At 63.2% G+C, this 16,340-nt stretch carries 20 protein-coding genes; 8 read left to right on the top strand and 12 right to left on the bottom strand.

The window, feature by feature from the left end; genetic code table 11:
• Positions 1-189: 189 nt before the first annotated feature.
• The 5 genes from VGN72_10535 to VGN72_10515 all read right to left on the bottom strand — a co-directional run bounded on the left by VGN72_10535 (position 190) and on the right by VGN72_10515 (position 3,661).
• Positions 190-591 carry a type II toxin-antitoxin system death-on-curing family toxin gene (locus tag VGN72_10535; GenBank protein ID HEV7299792.1) on the bottom strand — a complete coding sequence of 134 codons (402 nt, stop codon included), beginning with the start codon at positions 589-591 and terminating at the stop codon, positions 190-192.
• A gap of 3 nt (positions 592-594) precedes the next feature.
• The gene (locus tag VGN72_10530) at positions 595-822 is read right to left on the bottom strand and encodes an AbrB/MazE/SpoVT family DNA-binding domain-containing protein (GenBank protein HEV7299791.1); all 228 of its coding nucleotides are present in this window, start codon (positions 820-822) and stop codon (positions 595-597) included.
• A 198-nt stretch (positions 823-1,020) separates the two neighbouring features.
• Positions 1,021-2,529 carry a DEAD/DEAH box helicase gene (locus VGN72_10525; protein HEV7299790.1) on the bottom strand — a complete coding sequence of 503 codons (1,509 nt, stop codon included), beginning with the start codon at positions 2,527-2,529 and terminating at the stop codon, positions 1,021-1,023.
• A gap of 372 nt (positions 2,530-2,901) precedes the next feature.
• A complete protein-coding gene (locus VGN72_10520) occupies positions 2,902-3,189 on the bottom strand; it encodes a hypothetical protein (protein HEV7299789.1) in 288 nt (95 codons plus the stop codon).
• Between the two features lie 94 nt (positions 3,190-3,283).
• Positions 3,284-3,661, bottom strand: coding sequence for a hypothetical protein (locus VGN72_10515; protein HEV7299788.1), 378 nt, complete (start codon positions 3,659-3,661; stop codon positions 3,284-3,286).
• A 629-nt stretch (positions 3,662-4,290) separates the two neighbouring features.
• On the opposite strand from VGN72_10515, the gene VGN72_10510 reads away from it, so the two are divergent.
• Positions 4,291-5,316, top strand: coding sequence for a M48 family metallopeptidase (locus tag VGN72_10510; GenBank protein HEV7299787.1), 1,026 nt, complete (start codon positions 4,291-4,293; stop codon positions 5,314-5,316).
• 511 nt (positions 5,317-5,827) lie between these two features.
• Here the strand turns inward: VGN72_10510 and VGN72_10505 are convergent.
• Positions 5,828-7,285, bottom strand: coding sequence for an alpha-amylase (locus VGN72_10505; GenBank protein ID HEV7299786.1), 1,458 nt, complete (start codon positions 7,283-7,285; stop codon positions 5,828-5,830).
• A gap of 157 nt (positions 7,286-7,442) precedes the next feature.
• A complete protein-coding gene (locus VGN72_10500; GenBank protein ID HEV7299785.1) occupies positions 7,443-8,285 on the bottom strand; it encodes a formate/nitrite transporter family protein in 843 nt (280 codons plus the stop codon).
• A gap of 123 nt (positions 8,286-8,408) precedes the next feature.
• Between VGN72_10500 and VGN72_10495 the strand changes: the two genes are divergently transcribed.
• Both VGN72_10495 and VGN72_10490 read left to right on the top strand, forming a co-directional pair.
• Positions 8,409-8,951, top strand: coding sequence for an NUDIX domain-containing protein (locus VGN72_10495; GenBank protein HEV7299784.1), 543 nt, complete (start codon positions 8,409-8,411; stop codon positions 8,949-8,951).
• Positions 8,952-9,127: 176 nt separating this feature from the next.
• Positions 9,128-9,697: a peptide chain release factor-like protein gene (locus tag VGN72_10490; protein HEV7299783.1), complete on the top strand. Its 570-nt coding sequence runs from the start codon at positions 9,128-9,130 to the stop codon at positions 9,695-9,697.
• Positions 9,698-9,801: 104 nt separating this feature from the next.
• On the opposite strand, the gene VGN72_10485 is transcribed toward VGN72_10490, so the two are convergent.
• Positions 9,802-10,761 carry an amidohydrolase family protein gene (locus VGN72_10485; protein ID HEV7299782.1) on the bottom strand — a complete coding sequence of 320 codons (960 nt, stop codon included), beginning with the start codon at positions 10,759-10,761 and terminating at the stop codon, positions 9,802-9,804.
• Between the two features lie 55 nt (positions 10,762-10,816).
• A complete protein-coding gene (locus tag VGN72_10480; GenBank protein HEV7299781.1) occupies positions 10,817-11,209 on the bottom strand; it encodes a hypothetical protein in 393 nt (130 codons plus the stop codon).
• Positions 11,210-11,738: 529 nt separating this feature from the next.
• Here VGN72_10480 and dnaN point away from each other — a divergent pair.
• The 5 genes from dnaN to VGN72_10455 all read left to right on the top strand — a co-directional run bounded on the left by dnaN (position 11,739) and on the right by VGN72_10455 (position 14,147).
• Complete coding sequence (gene dnaN / locus VGN72_10475; GenBank protein HEV7299780.1) at positions 11,739-12,848, top strand: DNA polymerase III subunit beta; 1,110 nt, start codon at positions 11,739-11,741, stop codon at positions 12,846-12,848.
• A 9-nt stretch (positions 12,849-12,857) separates the two neighbouring features.
• The gene (locus tag VGN72_10470) at positions 12,858-13,211 is read left to right on the top strand and encodes an SdpI family protein (protein HEV7299779.1); all 354 of its coding nucleotides are present in this window, start codon (positions 12,858-12,860) and stop codon (positions 13,209-13,211) included.
• Positions 13,212-13,309: 98 nt separating this feature from the next.
• A complete protein-coding gene (locus VGN72_10465; GenBank protein ID HEV7299778.1) occupies positions 13,310-13,495 on the top strand; it encodes a type II toxin-antitoxin system HicA family toxin in 186 nt (61 codons plus the stop codon).
• Positions 13,492-13,701: a type II toxin-antitoxin system HicB family antitoxin gene (locus VGN72_10460; GenBank protein ID HEV7299777.1), complete on the top strand. Its 210-nt coding sequence runs from the start codon at positions 13,492-13,494 to the stop codon at positions 13,699-13,701. Before VGN72_10465 ends, VGN72_10460 begins: the two co-directional genes overlap by 4 nt.
• 32 nt (positions 13,702-13,733) lie before the next feature.
• The gene (locus tag VGN72_10455; GenBank protein ID HEV7299776.1) at positions 13,734-14,147 is read left to right on the top strand and encodes a DciA family protein; all 414 of its coding nucleotides are present in this window, start codon (positions 13,734-13,736) and stop codon (positions 14,145-14,147) included.
• Between the two features lie 230 nt (positions 14,148-14,377).
• On the opposite strand, the gene VGN72_10450 is transcribed toward VGN72_10455, so the two are convergent.
• From VGN72_10450 to VGN72_10440, 3 genes are read right to left on the bottom strand one after another with little or no spacing between them, the layout of a single operon-like run.
• Entirely contained in the window at positions 14,378-15,220 is an 843-nt protein-coding gene (locus VGN72_10450; GenBank protein HEV7299775.1) for a metal ABC transporter permease, read from the bottom strand.
• A gap of 27 nt (positions 15,221-15,247) precedes the next feature.
• A complete protein-coding gene (locus tag VGN72_10445) occupies positions 15,248-15,436 on the bottom strand; it encodes a hypothetical protein (protein ID HEV7299774.1) in 189 nt (62 codons plus the stop codon).
• 55 nt (positions 15,437-15,491) lie between these two features.
• Entirely contained in the window at positions 15,492-16,283 is a 792-nt protein-coding gene (locus tag VGN72_10440; protein ID HEV7299773.1) for a metal ABC transporter ATP-binding protein, read from the bottom strand.
• Positions 16,284-16,340: the final 57 nt, after the last annotated feature.

Raw genomic sequence — 16,340 nt, 5'->3', positions numbered from 1 at the left:
ACTTACTTTAGGGTGTTCTTCGGGCGGAAGAAACGAGACGATTGAAGTTTCACGACGCGTGAAAGGTTCGGACGGTCGTTGGACTGAAGCTTCTTCACTTTGCCCCCGGCTTGCCGGGGGGAAACCGTCCGAACCACAGATTCATAATGCGCGACGGAAGACGGTGGGCAAGCCCACCGCTATGTAGGGTTACTCCACGTCCGTGCGGCGCACATGAGCGACGAGCCAAGCGGTCAGTTGTTCCTCACTTACGGTACCGGCGGCCAGGTCGAGGAAGACGGGATACATCTCCAAGTCCGTTGCCTCGATCTGCAACCCGTTCAACTCCAAGAACGTTTCGCACACGACCGCGGCCGTGCGCTTGTTGCCGTCGATGAACGGGTGGTTGCGCGCAATGCCAAACGCATACGACGCAGCCAGCGCAGGTAGCTCGGGCGTCGGGTCGTTGTAAGCGAACAGGTGGCGCGGCCGCGCGATGGCGGACTGCAGCAGGCCCAGGTCGCGCACACCGTCCAGCCCACCATGCTCGGCGAGCTGTCTCTTGTGAATGGCCAAAGCCAATTCCTGACTGATCCAGATTGGGTCGTCCATGGCCTACTCCGCCAGTTTCTTGAGAAGGTTCCGCCGCCGCCGCATCACCTTTTCCGCCACGTCCATCTGACGGGCGAACTCAGGGTCGAAACTGGTCAGTTCGATGCCGTTGGGGGTCTCCAGAACGTGCAGCGTGTCGCCCTTCTGCACGCGGAGCTTTTCCAGCAGTTCCTTCGGCAGGACGATTCCGGTCGAGTTGCCGACGGTGGTGAGTTTGACGGTAATAGCCATGGTTAGACTCCTCTGGTCATTATTACATCGGTTATAATGAGAGACAAGTTCATTCCGTTGCTCGCTTGCGGTTTCGCGGACCACGATCTGCTGTAACCGAGGAACCTCTGGTCAGGAAACCGCGAGCGACAAACAAGAACGCCCCGTGCGAGTGGCACGGGGCGTCTACTAAAATGATGTCAGATACGGCGTTGTAGCTTAACGTGCGGCACGTTTCGCAAAGCCACCCGAACGCTTAGGACCCGCAGCGGCGCCGAAGCGCTTCTGCTGACCCGTGCGTTGGGCACCGGCGCCACCACCGGCCGCGGGGCGACCGCTGGTAAACTTGGGCGTAGCCACGTTCCGCGGAGCATGGCTGTGCGGCGGCCGCTGGGGGATCGGAGCATGGTTACGCGGGGCGGCCGGTTGCGACCGGTTGCCACCGAAGCCGTTCCCCTCACCCTCGCGCGACGACGCCTGCCGGCGATCGCTACCGCCGAACGAGCGGTGACCACGGTCACCACCACGGTCGCGGTCCGAACGCTCTGGGCGCTCGTCGCGCTCGCTGCGTTCATGCTGCACCTGCACCACGGCGGTGTAGGTCGGGTGATCGTTCTTCACGGGAATCTGCTTGCGGATCAGCCGTTCAATCCCGCGAAGGTTCGAACGCTCTTCGGCGTCGCAGAAGCTGACGGCGGCGCCCTTGGCACCGTTACGGCCGGTTCGGCCGATGCGGTGCACGTACGTCTCGGGCTCGTGCGTCAAATCGTAATTCACCACGTGCGATACGTCGTCCACATCGATGCCACGGCTGGCGATGTCGGTGGCGACCAGGACCGGCGTCTTGCCGACCTTGAAGCCCGCCAGCGCCCGCTGACGCGCGTTCTGGCTCTTGTTGCCGTGGATCGCTTCGGCCTTGATGCCCGCCTTGTTCAGGTGGGTCACCACGCGGTCGGCCCCGTGCTTCGTGCGGGTGAACACGATTGCCCGGCTCATCGGCAGCTCGTTGACCAGGTGGGCCAGCAGCTGCGGCTTGTTCTTCTTATCCACGTGATAGACCGACTGCTCGATCAAATCGACCGTGTGGGCGACCGGGGCGATCTGAACCGTGGCCGGGTCCTTCATTAAGGAATCGGCCAGGCGGCGGATCTCGGTCGGCATGGTCGCGCTGAACAGCAACGTCTGCTTGTTCTGCGGCAGCTTGGCCACGATGCGGCGGATGTCGGCGATAAAGCCCATGTCCAGCATGCGATCGGCCTCATCCAGGACGAAGACTTCGATCGAGCGCAAATCGACATAGCCCTGGTTCATCAGGTCCATGAGACGCCCCGGCGTGGCGACGATGATGTCGACGCCGCGACGCAGCGCGTCCACCTGCGGGTACTGGCCGACGCCACCGAAGATCACGGTGTGGCGCAGCTGAAGGTTCTTTCCGTAAGCACGGAAGCCGTCGGCGATCTGCGTCGCGAGCTCACGCGTGGGCGAGAGCACGAGGCAACGGGCCCCCTTCGAAGCCGGGTTGGCCCGCGGGGTGGTCGACAGGCGGTGCAACGTCGGCAGCGCGAACGCGGCCGTCTTGCCCGTGCCGGTCTGGGCACAGCCCAGCACGTCACGGCCTTCGAGCGCCGGGGGAATGGCACCAGCCTGAACAGGCGTGGCGGTCAGGTAATTTTCGGAAACGAGGGAACGGAGAATCGGCTCGGCGAGCCGAAGATCGGCAAACTGCATGGCAATTCCTACTTGGTGAGGACTGCGCACCAAGAGGGCCACGGCAACCTGCCGAGAAAAGCCAACCAATGCGCTACAACTGGGCTGATCAAACGGGCTGCGTATGGCAGGGAGTCGTGTGGATCGAGGCGGGTCAGTTGTCGACGGACACTATACAGTATCGTACGCCTAAGTCTATGACTTTGTTCGCTTTCGGGGAATTCGGGCTAAAAAGTCGTAAAACCCTACGCCTTTGGGTCGATCGGATCGGTTATCCGTCGACCGGTGCGCGTCCTCCCCCGTTTAGCCACGGGCTTGCCCGCGATTCAATCGTAGAACACGCCCGGGCAAGCCCGCGGCTAAACGGGGGGAGGATCGGCACCTGTCCTTACATCAAATCAACGACGCAACCGACAGGTCATCTGGCGCCAGGGGCATGAGGTACAAATCGTCGATCAACCGCTCGATCGCGACCTCCAGCTTCAGGTCGTTCTCGTACGAGCGCACCTTAATGGCGGCACGCGTGCGGCGGGCCTTGCGCTGGCGGACGTCGGCGCCACGCTTGAGCAGCTCCACCAGCGATGCGACCGCGGCGCGGTCCGCCTTCGTGCGCCGCTTGGCGCGCAGGCGGTTCGTTCGGCTGGACGACGTCTTGGCGATCACGGGTGTCACGCGTTTCATCTCTTCCTACTATCGGTTGGACGACGGGACTCACGAGAGGACGTTCGAGCAGTTGCGCCGCGCTGGCCACTTCAGTGGCCAGTGCTTCATAACCTCACTCGTAACACGACTGCGTGTCGTTCACGCGCTTGTACAGCTCGCGCACCACGCCGCGATATAAATCGAACTCCTCGTGCAACGGCAGCTCGAGCTCCGATCGCACCGAGCCGATCAGCACCGCCTCCAGCACGTCCACCATCCGCGGCACCGTGAAGCGCTCGTCGACGGACTCGTCGGCGAACTCCGGTGACCAGGAGACGGTCGCCCGGAAGTGCGCGCCACCCGTGCGATGCTCCTGCCACCCCATCAACCGCTCGCGGCGGTTGGGGCGAAGCATCGTCAGGACGGCTCGCACGTCCTCCTCAAACATCTGTTCCTGTTCAAACCGATCGGCGGTCTCGGTCAGGCTGTGATTGGTCTGGCAATAAGTCATTTTCCGTTTCTCCACTTTCCTCGTGCGACGATCTCCTTCGATCGCCAGAGGTCGCGCTGGGTGCGGGACCGTTCCCGCGTCGCCAACCGTGCCTCGTGAACCCTGCATCGGACGATGAGGGTGACGTTCATCACGCATGTCGCTGCGACACGCGTGGCAGCCAGACTGTCGTAAGGAAGCGTGCGCGCCTAAACGTGCTGTATTACCGAACGTTCGAAACGCTAGGTGACAAACGACCGCGCGCGGAAAAAAATTCGCGCTGCCACATTGGCCACTTCAATGAGCGCAGAAACGTGTGGGAGGCGCAGCATTTTCAGCGCACCAGCCCGCTATAAAAGCACGATTTTCGCCACGAAAACCGTTGATTCTGGACTGCTGCACTCCGCGAGCGTCACACTGCGCACCCCGGCGAAGTTGCTGTCTTACTCCGCGGCTTGCGCAGCTTCTCCAGACCGCCAACGTGCCGCTAGAGCACGTGTCTTAGATGAAGTAGGGGAGTGGCACGCCGCTTCGTTCTGCGCCTTCCTACGATTGCCTGTGTCATGTAGATTCGCCAGTGTGACGCCGGCGCAACGACATGTAATGATCGTCGCGCGGCGTCGTCCGGTTTCGAACAGGAGAGGACGACGATGACCACGTACTTTCACCGCGCGTTGCGCGCGATGTTAATCATTTGTGGATTGTCTGTGGCCACGGGATGCGCCACCGATCGCCAGGTGATCAGCCAGGCCGCCAACGTTCACAATCAATTGCAGCCAGCGGTGGTCGAGGATCCGGCGCTGGCCAACTACCTGCAGGCGGTCGGTGATCGCGTGATCGAGGCGGCGCGGCAGATGGGCGACGGCGACGCGCCCGACGCGCACCGCAAGGGTGGCGACAACGCCTGGATGTTCTCGAAGGACATGCGCTTCCACTTCGTCAACAGCAAGACGCTCAACGCGTTCACGACCGGCGGTAACCACATGTACATCTACACCGCGCTCTTCCGCCAGTGCAAGACGGAGGACGAGCTGGCGGCCGTGGTGGCGCACGAGTACGCACATGTCTATGCGCGACACGTGCAGCAGGGAATGAACCGGCAGTACGCGATCCTCGGTGGCGCCGCCGCCGCGGGCGCCGCGGGGGCGGCCATCGGATACTCGCAGGACGAGGCCAAGGGCGCCGCCACCTACGGCGCCGCCGGCGCGGGGCTGGGTTTGCTGGCGGGCCAGTTCATCGGCAAGGGTTTTACGCGCACCGACGAGCGCGAGGCCGACGAGTACGGCTTCAAGTTCTACGTACGCGCCGGCTGGGACCCGCAGCACTTCGCCGACTTCTTCCAACGCATGATCGACCTGGGCTATGACACCACGCCCGAGCTGGCCAGCGACCACCCGACGCTCAAGAGCCGCGTCGAGTGGACGAAGAAGGAGACCGCGCGCCTCCCCGCCGCCGCCCAACAGTACCGCCGGCCCCCGGTCGCCAGCCCGTCGCAGTTCCAGCAGTTGCAGGCACGGGCGGCGCAGATCGCCGAGACGATGCCAAGCGATAACTCGCTCGAACAGGCCCAGGAACTGCTGGCCGCGTTCTCGAGCTGCGTCGCGCCGGTCGATCAGCCGGAACAGGTGCTGGTGAAGCAGCGGGCGCTTGCAGAGGAGCAGGCGGGCGGGAAGTAGATCGTTACGAGCGACGTAATATCGCCGTGGATGCCGTCTGGTCCCCTCTCCCGCGTACTCGCGGGGGAGGGCTAGGGAGGGGGCCACTCGTACGATCTGGAACGTGTTGGCGCTCGCGCGCCCCCACCCTAACCCTCCCCCGGAGTACCGGGAGAGGGGACCGGAGGAACGCGCGGGCACGGTGTGTGTCAAGTATGTTGTTGCTCAAGATTGGGCATTCACATACTTGACGCACCCCTGCGGTCTGGTCCCCTCTCCCGGTACGCCGGGGGAGGGATAGGGTGGGTGTCTACCCGTTCGGAGTCGCCAGGAAGGCCCCCACCCTAGCCCTCAGGGGCGAGTACGCGGGAGAGGGGACCGGACGTTTGCGTCAAGTATGTTGTTGCTCAAGATTGCCTGTGCCACAGAAGAGAGAATACGGGGGGGGAGAAGCGGACGCCCTGAGAGACAGGCAGGAATGCCTGTCCTACAGAAGAGTACTGCGCGTCGGCACGGCACCTCCCCACCGCGATCAGCACGCGCACCAGATGCTCACGCCGCCGGGGGGGCTGCGGAAGTCGGCGGCGCCGTTCTCGTCGGTGGTGACGGGTTCGTGATCGCGGCCGGTGAGGTCGCGGTAGGTGGTTTTGGGGTACGGCGTGGTGATGTGCTTCGAGCCGGCGTCGCCGACGCTCAGGACGACGACGAGGCCACCGGGATGGTCGGCGTCGCCGGTCCAAGCCCAGGCGATGCAGGTAGGATGGTCGAAGTAGTCGTGCTGCTCGCCGTAGGCCTGCTTGGCGCGGGCCTGCAGCATGTCGTCGATCAGCTTGCGGTGGCTGGTGAGCGGGTGGTTACCGTTGGGGTCACCGCTGCTGCCGAAGTAGTCGCCGTAGAAGACGCAGGGATAGCCGTCCTTGCGCAGCAGGATCAGCGCGTAGGCGATCGGCTTGAACCAATCGTCAATCCAGCTTTCCAGCGCCTGGCCCGGTTGGCTGTCGTGGTTGTCGACGAACGTGACGGCCATCAGCGGGTTGGCCTGCACCAGCGTGCCGTCGAATATTTTCGAGATGTCGAAACTGGCGCCCGCCTGCGATGCCTCGTGGAACTTGTAGTGCAGCGGCACGTCGAACAGGCGCATCGCGCCGTCCACCGCGGCCAGGTACCCTTCTACCTCCGTTAAGCTGCCGGTCCAGTATTCGCCGACGGCGAAGAACTCGCGGCCACTGAAGTGGGCGCGCACGTTCGAGAGCCATTCCTTGAAGAACGGCGCGGGGATGTGCTTCACCGCGTCCAGCCGGAAACCATCGACGCCGGTCGTTTCGACAAGCCACGCGGCCCAGCGGTCCAGCTCGGCCTTCACGTCGGGATGATAGCAGTCGACGTCGCTGCCCATCAGGTAGTCGAAGTTGCCGTTCTCGAAGCAGACCTCGCCGGAGAAGTTCTTGCCCGTCACGCGGTAGATCTTCCCCGACTCGTGCGGCTCGTCGGCGTTGGCGCCGAAGGCGGTGAAGTGCTGGCGATCCCACTTGAACGGCGAGTACGTGTCGCCGCGGCCGGGGAAGGTGAACTTGGACCAGGTGCGGATCGTGCGCGTGCCGCCGACCGTCTGGTTGCGATCGTGACAGGCGACCTCCTCGACCACCACGTCTTCCAGCTCGTCGCCGCCCATGCGGTGGTTCAGCACGATGTCGGCATAAGCGACCATGCCGGCGTCCTTCACGGCCTTCACGGCGGTGATGAACTCGTCCTTCGTGCCGTACTTCGTGCGCACGCTCCCCTTCTGGTCGAACTCGCCCAAATCGTACAGGTCGTAGGGCGCGTAGCCGGTGTCGTGGTCACCATCCATCGACTTGTACGCCGGCGGCATCCAGACGGCGGTGGTGCCGAGGTTCTTGATCTCCTGCGCCCGCTCGGCCAACTGCCGCCACAGGGAACCGTCGGCGGGACAGTTCCACTCGAAGTATTGAAACATCACTCCACGATGCATGAGCCGGCTCCAGGGACAAAGGCAGACACGCGGGCAGCGCGACCGCCGAGCGGCGCGCCATCGCTCGGACAAGCGAAGAAACGCAGTAGCATAGCAGGTGGCCGCGCAATATCGCGCGACGTGGACCGTTCGCGCCCGCCCCACCACGAACCGGCCGTCAGCGCGTCGACCGCAGATCGCTGCCCGGCGACACCTGGGCATAGTTCAGCCCCGCCACCAGCGCCACGCCCCCGATGATGTTGCCGATGAGCGCCGGCAGCACGAAGCCGCCAAACGCGATCGCCCACGACTTTTCCCCGGCCCAGGCGAGCGCGAAGATGTCGACCGCGCCCGCGATCACGTGACTGAACTCGCCGATGCCCACCATCCATGCAATCACGATAATCAAGAAGAACCGCGCCGCCTCGGCGGCCGGCATCATCCAGACCAGCAGCGCGATCAGCCAGCCGGCGAAAATGCCGCGCAGCAATACCGTGCCGAACCCGTGCGAGATCGACGAATGGCCAATCTGCAGCAGCCGTTCGACCACCGGTTGCGCCAGGGCGTTCGTCTTCACCAGCACCAGCGCGATGATCATCGCGCCGAGCAGGTTGGCAATCAGCACCGTCGCCCACAGCCGCGCCACATTCATGAACGTCGCGCGGTCACGATTGCGCAGCAACGGCAGCACGGGCGTCAGCGTGTTCTCGGTAAACAGCTGCTGCCGGCCCAGGATGACGATCAGGAACCCGATGCTGTACCCCAGTTCGGCCACCAGCGACGTCCACGCGGCCTCGGGCAGGTGCTCGCGCAGCACCGCTTCACCGATGACGGAAAACGCCATCGACAGCCCCGCGGCCAGCCCCGACCAGAACAGCCCGACCGACGGCCGCGACAGTTCCTCCTTCGCCTCGCGCTCGATGGCCAGGTAGACGATCTTGCCGCTCGGCGAGCTGCGCTCCTTCGCTTCTTCCTTCTCGTGAGCATCTTTCGGCTCGGCGGGGGCAGTGTCGGTCGTCATGTCGATTTGTTTCCTGAAAGTTGGCCCCGCGGCATTGTGGGGCGGCGGCGGACAATCGCGTAAGGGGCAATCTGCGGTCTCGGGGGGTGGACAACGCCCGCGCGGTCGACATGATCGCCCGGCATGGACCGCCGCGCATTGCTGATCGAGTCGTTGAACGCGTTTCACCCGTACGACAACGCCGAGGCGTCGCACCGATCGCGCATGATCGAACTGGCGCAAGTGCCTGGCGATCCATTCTCGCGGTCGCACTTTGAGCCCGGCCACTTCACCGCTAGCGCGTTCATCCTGTCGCCGGATGGCAATTCACTGCTGCTGATCCACCATTCGAAGCTGCACCGCTGGCTGCAACCGGGCGGGCACGCGGAACCGGCCGATGCCGACCTGGCCGCCACCGCCGCACGAGAGGTTGTGGAGGAAGTGGGGATAACTTCATTAACGGCCGAGAAATCAGGCGTTTTCGATGTGGATATCCACCCTATTCCCGCACGCAAGACCGAGCCGCTGCACGAGCATTTCGATGTGCGTTACCTGTTCCGCGCCACCGATCTGTCGGCCGTCGCAGGGTCGGACGCGACGGCGTATCGCTGGGTGCCAATCGCGGAGGTTACCGCGGAGCTGACGGATGCTTCAGTGATGCGGGCGCTGGCGAAACTGCGGAAGTAGGAGGTTGAACCGCCGAGGACGCCAAGCACCCCAAGGAAGAAAGTAGAGCCAGCGCTACGCAGTAAGCCGTCATCCTGAGGTACTCCGAAGGATCTCTTCCTTCACGAAGCGAATACAGGGGGAGATCCTTCGGAGTACCTCAGGATGACGAACGACAACAATTCCTCTTGGCGTCCATGGCGGTTCAACTCTCCTCGACCGATCGCGGGCTACAATCTGCCGTGGAATCGACCGCCTCAACCCGTCTGCTCTCCGACGACGTCCTGTTGAAAGACTGTCGGTTCGACATCGCGCGCGGCAGTGGGCCGGGCGGGCAGAAGCGGAATAAGACGAGCAACGCGATCCGCCTCACGCACTTGCCCACCGGCATCGCCAGCACGGCCACCGAATCACGCTCGCAGCTGGAGAACAAGATGCGGGCAGTTCGGCGGCTGCGGTTGAAGCTGGCGATCGAGCTGCGCGAAGCGATCGATTTGCTGACCTTCGAGCCGCCGGACTATTTCCTTCAGGTGCGACGGCAGACGCGCATCGAGATCTCCTACCGCCACCCGCTGTACGCCGCCGTCGCCGGCCTGGTGCTGGACCTGCTGAAAGCCACCGGCGGCAACCCCACCGCGGTCGCGGTCAACCTTGGCGTCTCCACGACCAGTGTGGTGAAGCTGTTGGAAGAGGAACCGCAACTTTGGTCGGCCGCGAACCAAATCCGCGCTGATATGGGCATGCCGGCGCTTACACATCGGCGATGATCAGAAATGCGAACCGCGGAGACGCGGAGGACGCGGAGACAGAGGGAGAAGAAACGTAATTGCTTGTCTCTCCTTCTTTCTCCGCGTCCTTCGCGTCTTCGCGGTTAATCCTTTTTCGAATCCGCCAATCGCAGCACCTTCGCCGCGCGATGCCAGTAGGCGTCGTCGAAGCCTAACGCGCGTTTGATCGCCATGTCGCGGCGGATCCAGTTGCGGTCGCGCCAGAGGCGGAAGGACTTACCGACGCCGATCTGCATCAGGGGCGGCACGGGCAGGATGGGCCAGTCGCTGCCGTGGATGATCTTTTCGCGCAGTTGCGGGTCGTTCAGGATGGCGCGGTAGGCGTACGAGCGGGTCGGCAGGCTTAGGGCAGCGGTGTCGCCGTAGCAGTGTTCGTATTCCTTGGCCAGGCGGGTGAAGGTGGGCAGATAATCCGTCTCGCGCAGCGTCGATCGCGTGCCGCAGTGGGCCATGATGACCGTGACGCCCCGCTTCAGCGCCGGCAGCAGCAATGCCGGGTCGGCAACGTTCTTATCCAGGTTCGGCAGCGACTGCTCGCCACCCGTGTGGCACAGCAGCGGCACCTTCAACGCCGCCAGCGCTTCGTAGAACGGCTCGCACTTCGGGTCGGCGGGGTTGAAGTTCTGCACGATCGGCAACCACTTCAGCAGCACGCAACCCGCTGCGGCGCATCGCTCCAGTTCGGTGACCGCGTCGCGCCGGTACGGATGAATGCTAGCGCCGAACAGCATCTTCGGCTGGCGGCTCGTGAGGTTCATCACGAAGTCGTTTTTGGCGTACAAATGCGTGTTGGGCAAATCGATGTTGCCGTCGTGATCGTGCACGGCGTCGAACGCGAGGATCACCGCGGCGTCCAGCTCGGGCGCGCCGTCGATCTGCCGCAGGAGCACCGTTTCGAGGTCGCCGTCGAACGTGGGCGACGCCGGGTCGAGCCCCAGCCGCCATCCCATGAACCGGAACGGCAGGCTTTTGGACAGTCGATCGGACATCAGCCCGTTGGCTTGCGACATGACCGACATGTGGACGTGGCAATCGACGATCATGGACGGGGTTGTAACCGGGCGTGCGGTGGACTGCGCAATAACGATCAACGCCGGATCAGGTATCGCCGAAGGCTTCCATCTCGAACACGTTGTCGCGGTAGGCGTCGCCACCTCTCAATTTGGCAACGAGGGATGCGATCGCGTATGCCGGCATGAACAACGGCCCCCACCGCTCGGCCTGGCGAACGTGGACGCGCTCGTGGACCCGCGTGGCGGTCAGACAGGCCTCGTCCCGCGCCAGGACGACATGGCCCAGCGTCATGGCGGCTGCGCCGTAGGGCAGCATCGTGCAACGGTGCAGTAGAAACGTCAGGCAACCGCCATGCACTTCCAGCACGCCCGTGTGCCGCTTCGCGCGGCCACCGGTGGCCAGCGCGATGATCGTCAGCATCAAACCGATCGCGGTTGTGGGGAAGGCCCAGAGATAACGCAGGGGAAGGGGCATCATGTGATACAAGGTGGGGGACGACGGACGTACCTCGTCATCGTTCAAAGGACGGACGATTCGGCGCTAAAAATACTTGCCACTGAAGCGGCAAGTCCGGTGTCGAATGGATCATCGTTTTCATCCCGGCACGCTGTCGGCAACCTGCTTGCACAGGGCGTCTGGGTAAGGGGTGGATAAGTTGAGAAGTTCCGACGCCAGCATGATGCGCCACGAGACTATCGGCAACATGCGCCAGCCCATCGTCGCCCGCGCGATTGCCAAGGTGCCAAGCGAGCTCAAATGGCGCGACAGTTAACCGAACAGGTTGTCCACGACCTATGTCCGATAATACATCTTTCAACTTCAACGCCTGCATCAACTTAGCTGTTTCGCCCGGAACTTATCCACATTGCGCCAGGCATCATCACTACTGCTTCTATGAAGTTACTTTATACAGATAAAGAGTACGGGTAGAGTACCCATCTCAGTTCAGGACCCCCTTTCGGGGCGTCCAAGCGAGCCGGAAAAGAGAACGCGAAAGGTCTGTGCGATGAAAGTGATTTGCAATCGAGGCGCCTTCCTGGAGGCGATCAGTGTCGCCGGCAACGTCGTGGCATCGCGGACGCCCAAGCCGGTGCTGCAGTGCCTGAAGCTGACGGCTGAGAACAACACGCTCACCGTCGCCGCGACCGATCTCGAGGTGGCCATCCGGTACACCGACGCCCAGGTGCAGGTCGACGAGCCCGGCGAAATCCTCCTGCCGGCCGACAAGCTGCGCGACATCGTCCGCGAGAGCATCGACGACACCCTCGCAATCGAGCTCGGCGACGGTGGCGCCAACGCCAGCATTCGCGGGCAGGACTCGCACTTCAAGATCTTCACCCAGAAGGCCTCCGAGTTCCCGCCCGTGCCCGACTTTGAAGGCGAGGCCGACTTCACCATCCTCGGTGGCGCGCTGAAGCAGCTGATCGGCCAAACCCTGTTCGCTGCGGCTAAGGAAAGCACGCGCTACGCGTTCAACGGCGTGCTGGTGGTGGCTAAGGGCAAGAAAATCAGTCTGGTGAGCACCGATGGCCGCCGTCTGGCCATGGCCAAGGGCGATCTGGTTGAAGACAAGTTGCCGAAGGAAGGCGCCAGCGCGATCATTCCCGCCAAGGCGTTGAACCTGATCGACAAGCTGATCGACGACCCGGAGGAGGCCGTGGGCTTCCAGATGCGCGAGAACCAGGTGATCTTCCACACCACCAGCGCCACGCTGACGAGCAATCTGGTGGAAGGCCAGTTCCCGCCGTACGAGGACGTGATTCCGAAGGACACGGACAAGCAGATGAGCGCCGGCACCGCCGACTTCCTGTCCGCCATCCGCCGAGCCGCGTTGCTGACGACGGAGGAGAGTAAGGGCGTCCGCATGGCGTTCAACAAGAAGGGCCTGGTGCTGACCAGCCGCAGCCCAGAAAGCGGTGAGGCCACCGTCAACTTCCCCTGCAAGTTCGAAGGCACCGACGTGGAGATCGGCTTCAACCCCACGTTCCTGACCGAGGCGCTGCGCGTCGTCGACAGCGACGACATCACGCTGGACCTGACTGCCGCGAATCGGCCGGGGTTGCTCAAGGGTGGGCCGAATTTCCTGTATGTGATTATGCCGGTGAACTTGCAGTAAGGTGGCGTTATGGACCCCATTGCGATCACGATTGGCATCAGTTGGACGGTGGTAGGGTTGTTGTGCATCGCGCTGGCCATCCCGCTGGTGCGGGGGCATGTTGGTCGGAACGCGTTCTACGGGGTTCGATTTCCCCAATCGTTCCAATCCGATGACGCGTGGGTGGCCATCAACCGGTTTGGTGGAAAGCGGCTGGTCGTGTGGTCGATCCCGCTGATGCTCATTGGCCTGGTCGCGTTTTTTCTCCCGCTACAGTCGAACACCAGTCTCACGCTCTTGTTTGGCTTCGCGCCGCTGATCTTCGTGCTGATGCCAGTTTTCGAGGCTTGGCGATTCGCTAAGCAGTATCCGTCAAAATCGTGATATGATCGGTGCCATAACTGGTGACCCATTGCGGCGCGGCACCTCGTGACAGCGAATGTATTCAATACACGGCGTGTGCTGATGATAGAAAGCCGTCGATGAAGGTCCGCGACGTGACCCGGCTGATCGAGCGTGACGGCTGGCGACACGTCCGCACGCGTGGAAGCTATCGTCAGTTCAATCATGCCGAGCGACGTGGTGTTGTTACTGTGCCCCGCAAGCCGAACGACGACCTCGCGCCGGGCACGCTGAACAGCATTCTGAAGCAGGCAGGGATCAAATGAAGTACCTGATCGTCATCGAACCCACGCAGTCCGGCTTCTCCGCCTATTCGCCCGATCTGCCCGGCTGTGCGGCAACGGGCGCCACGCGAGACGAGTGCGAGCGCGAGATGCGCGAGGCGATCGAGTTTCACTTGGATGGCCTTCGCGAAGAAGGCCAGCCGGTCCCAATGCCGTCGACATCCGCGGCATTTGTCGAAGTCGCATAATGATAGTTCGTTCCGCGCGCCTGACACCCGCCATGCCCCTCAACCCCCAACAACACCTCGACGCCACGCTGCGGCGGCTGGCGCGCGTGAAGCATCGGGAGCGCAAGCCGATCGATCCGCTGGGGCCGGAGATGGTGGCGTTTTTCAAGGAATCGGTTCAGAAGCGGCAGACGAAGCTGGCGAAGGTGGCGGACTGTTGGGGGAAGCTGGTGCCGCCGTCGTTGAACGAGCATTGTTCGCTGGAGAGTTTGTCCCGCGGCACGCTAGTGGTGCTGGTCGACACGTCGAGCCATTTGTACGACCTGAAGCAGCTGCTGCTCGCGGGTTTGCAGCAGCAGATCCTGCTGGCATGTGCCTCGGCGGGGCTGAAGAAGATCACGTTGAAATCGGGCCGGTGGTACGACGACGGGGGCGCGCCGGGGGATCGCAGGCCGAAGTTCGATTAGCGATTGATGCCGCGAACAAAGTTATCCGGCGTGGGCATCACGACTAAGCTCGCGGTCGCCTTTACCGTGGCATGGGCGTCTCGCCCATGCACGTCTTGAGGCCAGCGATCGGATTTGGTTTAGCGGCTCGTTCAGCGCCGCCGGCAACAAATCGTATTACTCGTTCCAATCTACACGCATGGGCGAGACGCCCATGCCACGGTCGGAGTGCCCGTGAATCTCCTCGGTCTCTACGCCCGCCGCGGAATCGCCAGCGTCACCAGAAACATCGCAAACAGCGCCAGCACGATCGACGGCCCCGCGGGTAAGCTGCGCCAGTAGGCCGCGGCGGCCAGGCCCAACCCCGTGCCGACGACGCCGAACACCAGCGACGTCGCGAACGCCGGTCGCAGGCCACGGGTCAGTCGCACCGCTGCGGCGCCGGGCAGGACCAGCAGCGCCGGCACCAGCACGCTGCCGGTGATGCGCATGCCGATGATCATCGTGATCGCGATCAGGATCATCAGCACGTAATGCACGACCGATCCGCGGACGCCGCCCGTCTCGGCCAGCGTGGGGTCGTAGCAGTAGGCCAGCAGCTCCTTGCCCATCGCCACCAGCACCAGCAGCACCGCGGCGCACAGGAAGACCGACGCCATCGCGTCGCGCAGCGTCAGGTGTTCCAGCTGGCCGAACAGAAACGTGTCCCACCCCGGCGGCTGGGTGTGGCGCGTCTGAACGTAAACCTGTTGGCCTAAAAATCCCCAGGCGAGCGAGGCGACGAGGAAGATGCCGATGGCGGCGTCGGTGTTCACGTTTTCCCGCCGGCTCAGCCAACCGATTGAGACGGCCGCCAGCAGGCAGAAGAGGATCGCAAACGCGTATGGCATGAACGGCTGTTCCATCACCGGCCAAACCAGCGCCGCCAGCCATGCGGTGCCCGCCCCACCGAACCCGCTATGGCTGATGCCCTCCCCCACCAGCGCCCAACGGCGCAGGATGACGAAGACGCTCAACAGCGAGCATGCCACCGCCATCGCGCCGGCGGCCAATAGGACATTGGGATGGGCGGGATTGGTTGTGGGGCCGAACATACGGGTTGGCAAATGCGAGGACCTGCGCTATGGCAGTGGGCGATCTTCTTCGGCCGGGGTTTCCAACTGCATCGGGGGCTTCTGGAATGTCAGCGGAACGTTGAACATCGAACGGAACACCCACCGCAACAGCAGGAACAGCACTGCCAGCGCCGCCGTCCCGCAGATTGCCGCGGCTGTCAGCACGTAGGTTGATATCAGCAGGATGTGCAGCACGGTCCCTCCTCTTCACGGATGATCAATTCCGGTCCCGGATCGCAGATTAACGGCCTCAACGGTTCAACGCCACCGGTTTGCCGGTCATGTGCTCCGGATGGTTGCACATCGTGCCGATGCCGATCGCCTCCAGGTCGCACGAGAACATGCGATAGACCAGGTCGCTGGGCAAGTGCTGCGGCGCATCGTGATAGTGCAGCGTGACGTTCAAACACGCGATGCGGTCGCACATGCTGGTAACGGCCCGCAGGTCATGGCTGACGAAGATCACCGTCAGGTTCATCTCACGCTTGAGTTCGGCAAGCAGTTGCAAAAATTCCTGCTGCCCACGGCGATCGACGCCCGTCGTCGGCTCATCTAACACCAGTAGCTTCGGCCGGCACGCTAGCGCGCGGGCGATGTAGACCCGCTGCAACTGCCCACCCGACAGCGACCCCACCGGCGCATCGTGCAGCGACGCGAGTCCCAGCCGTTCGAGCAACGAATCGACAAACGCTAGATCAGTGGCCGCCGGCGATCGAAACAGGCCGGTCTTCCCCACCAACCCCAATCGAGCCACGTCGCGCACGCTGATCGGAAAGTTCTCCGGCGCCGCCGGATTCTGCGGCACGTACCCAAACACATCCCCCCGCCTGGCCGCCTCGCGCGGCGAGTAGCCCCCGATGCGAATCGTTCCCCGCTGCGGCTGCCTTAACCCAAGGATGAGCCGGAGCAAGGTCGTCTTACCCCCCCCGTTGTTGCCAATGACCCCCAGCGTCGACCCCTCGTCGGCGGTAAGGTTGATGTCCCGCAACACCGGCGTCCGGCCATACGCGAAATCGAGATTGGCAATCTCCAGCAGCGGCACAGGGATATTGTAGCACAAACGCAACCCAGTGGCGCGTGTGGATGAAAAAGAGCGTGC

The sequence above is a fragment of the Tepidisphaeraceae bacterium genome, from assembly GCA_035998445.1.
Classification (GTDB): domain Bacteria; phylum Planctomycetota; class Phycisphaerae; order Tepidisphaerales; family Tepidisphaeraceae; genus DASYHQ01.
This window is presented reverse-complemented; position numbering and strand designations above follow the sequence as displayed.

Bases quoted from the DNA above. Each gene is read 5' to 3' on its own strand.
- VGN72_10535 (HEV7299792.1), bottom strand. From the start codon at position 591: ATGGACGACCCAATCTGGATCAGTCAGGAATTGGCTTTGGCCATTCAC.
- VGN72_10530 (HEV7299791.1), bottom strand. From the start codon at position 822: ATGGCTATTACCGTCAAACTCACCACCGTCGGCAACTCGACCGGAATC.
- VGN72_10525 (HEV7299790.1), bottom strand. From the start codon at position 2,529: ATGCAGTTTGCCGATCTTCGGCTCGCCGAGCCGATTCTCCGTTCCCTC.
- VGN72_10520 (HEV7299789.1), bottom strand. From the start codon at position 3,189: ATGAAACGCGTGACACCCGTGATCGCCAAGACGTCGTCCAGCCGAACG.
- VGN72_10515 (HEV7299788.1), bottom strand. From the start codon at position 3,661: ATGACTTATTGCCAGACCAATCACAGCCTGACCGAGACCGCCGATCGG.
- VGN72_10510 (HEV7299787.1), top strand. From the start codon at position 4,291: ATGACCACGTACTTTCACCGCGCGTTGCGCGCGATGTTAATCATTTGT.
- VGN72_10505 (HEV7299786.1), bottom strand. From the start codon at position 7,285: ATGCATCGTGGAGTGATGTTTCAATACTTCGAGTGGAACTGTCCCGCC.
- VGN72_10500 (HEV7299785.1), bottom strand. From the start codon at position 8,285: ATGACGACCGACACTGCCCCCGCCGAGCCGAAAGATGCTCACGAGAAG.
- VGN72_10495 (HEV7299784.1), top strand. From the start codon at position 8,409: ATGGACCGCCGCGCATTGCTGATCGAGTCGTTGAACGCGTTTCACCCG.
- VGN72_10490 (HEV7299783.1), top strand. From the start codon at position 9,128: ATGGCGGTTCAACTCTCCTCGACCGATCGCGGGCTACAATCTGCCGTG.
- VGN72_10485 (HEV7299782.1), bottom strand. From the start codon at position 10,761: ATGATCGTCGATTGCCACGTCCACATGTCGGTCATGTCGCAAGCCAAC.
- VGN72_10480 (HEV7299781.1), bottom strand. From the start codon at position 11,209: ATGATGCCCCTTCCCCTGCGTTATCTCTGGGCCTTCCCCACAACCGCG.
- dnaN (HEV7299780.1), top strand. From the start codon at position 11,739: ATGAAAGTGATTTGCAATCGAGGCGCCTTCCTGGAGGCGATCAGTGTC.
- VGN72_10470 (HEV7299779.1), top strand. From the start codon at position 12,858: ATGGACCCCATTGCGATCACGATTGGCATCAGTTGGACGGTGGTAGGG.
- VGN72_10465 (HEV7299778.1), top strand. From the start codon at position 13,310: ATGAAGGTCCGCGACGTGACCCGGCTGATCGAGCGTGACGGCTGGCGA.
- VGN72_10460 (HEV7299777.1), top strand. From the start codon at position 13,492: ATGAAGTACCTGATCGTCATCGAACCCACGCAGTCCGGCTTCTCCGCC.
- VGN72_10455 (HEV7299776.1), top strand. From the start codon at position 13,734: ATGCCCCTCAACCCCCAACAACACCTCGACGCCACGCTGCGGCGGCTG.
- VGN72_10450 (HEV7299775.1), bottom strand. From the start codon at position 15,220: ATGTTCGGCCCCACAACCAATCCCGCCCATCCCAATGTCCTATTGGCC.